The sequence below is a fragment of the Actinomadura sp. genome (genome assembly GCF_044508335.1).
In the GTDB taxonomy this organism is placed as follows: domain Bacteria; phylum Actinomycetota; class Actinomycetes; order Streptosporangiales; family Streptosporangiaceae; genus Spirillospora.
This window is the reverse complement of record NZ_JBIQHY010000193.1, coordinates 1-1,201: the sequence shown is the minus strand read 5'-3', so window position 1 is coordinate 1,201 and position 1,201 is coordinate 1. Positions and strand designations below refer to the sequence as shown.

Below are 1,201 nucleotides of genomic sequence, written 5' to 3'. Positions count from 1 at the left end.
GAACTCCGCCGACCGCGACCATGGCCTGACCTCACCGCTTCCGGCCACCCGTCCAACAGCCCACCGGGCCTTCACCCGCATCCTGCACGAGGCCGCCGAGATCTACACCGACCCGTCCCACCCGCCAGGCTGCCTGGTGATCAGCGCCGCCACCAACGTGACTCCGCAGGACGCTGAGATAGCGACCTTCCTGCGCGACGCACGCAGCGCCAACCTGAAACGGTTCGAATCCCGCCTACGCGCCGCCCGAACCGACGGCGAACTCCCCAGCTCGGCCGACCCGAAGGCCCTGGCCCACTACTTCGCCGCAGTCATCCAGGGCATGTCCCAACAGGCCCGCGACGGCGCCACCCGCGAGACCTTGACCGACATAGCCACCCAAGCCATGCACACCTGGCCGGCTCAACGCATGGCGAAGAACGGCTGATCCCGGCGCGTGAAGACACCGTTGAATAGGCGGGACAGAACAGACCACCGGCAACCTCCGAACCGGACATCGGCAGGAGGCCGCCGGTGGTCGTTCCGATGTTCACCGACGAGTCGATGCCATCAGCACGGGTCGATATACCAGACCTCATCCCAGTCGACGCGCACCGGCGTGGAGTTGTCGGGATCCGCAGGGATGATTCTCAGCGTTCCGCCCCACCGATCCTTCAAGACGACTGAAGCGTTGCCGATCTGGGCGTTGGTGAGTGCGTCCTCCCCGATGAAGTTCATCAGCGAGCGCTGGGTGCAGTTGTAGAGCCTGTAGTAATCGTGATAGCCGTCGCCCCTGCCGACGGTAAGGCACACGAACGCTGTCGGGCAAGTATGGAGCAGGTTGTTCCGCGTTGCGGTGTCGACTTTGATTATGACGTCCTCGTGATCGTCCGGAAAGAATGGTTGGAGCTTTGGGATCCATGCCCTTCGCTGCGAGGTCGCTGAGCTGGGGGACTCCTTCTGCGTCGTTGTGGCCGCATGAGACGGCGCCACCATGACCAGCGTCGAGCCCAACGCGAACAGGGCGGCGAGCACCGGGAGCCTGCGCTTTGTCCCCATCTGACTTTCCCCTCTGGTGACTGGATGCGGCCAGGACGCCTCGCCGCCTGACCGCGCCTCCCCAGCAGGGTGCATGCCGTCCGCCCGTCCTGTACTTACGAACGAGCGCACAATCCTTTAGCCCGCGCGCACAGCCACACGCCCACCATCCGCCCCGGCCTCC

At 65.2% G+C, this 1,201-nt stretch carries 2 protein-coding genes; one reads left to right on the top strand and one right to left on the bottom strand.

Annotated elements, in window-relative coordinates:
- Nucleotides 1-427: TetR family transcriptional regulator C-terminal domain-containing protein (locus ACIWVC_RS33640; RefSeq protein ID WP_396452865.1), on the top strand; the 427-nt coding region annotated here is incomplete at its 5' end.
- A gap of 122 nt (nt 428-549) precedes the next feature.
- On the opposite strand, the gene ACIWVC_RS33635 is transcribed toward ACIWVC_RS33640, so the two are convergent.
- Nucleotides 550-1,038, bottom strand: a complete 489-nt coding sequence (locus tag ACIWVC_RS33635; RefSeq protein ID WP_396452864.1) for a hypothetical protein — start codon at nt 1,036-1,038, stop codon at nt 550-552.
- Nucleotides 1,039-1,201 lie beyond the last annotated feature (163 nt).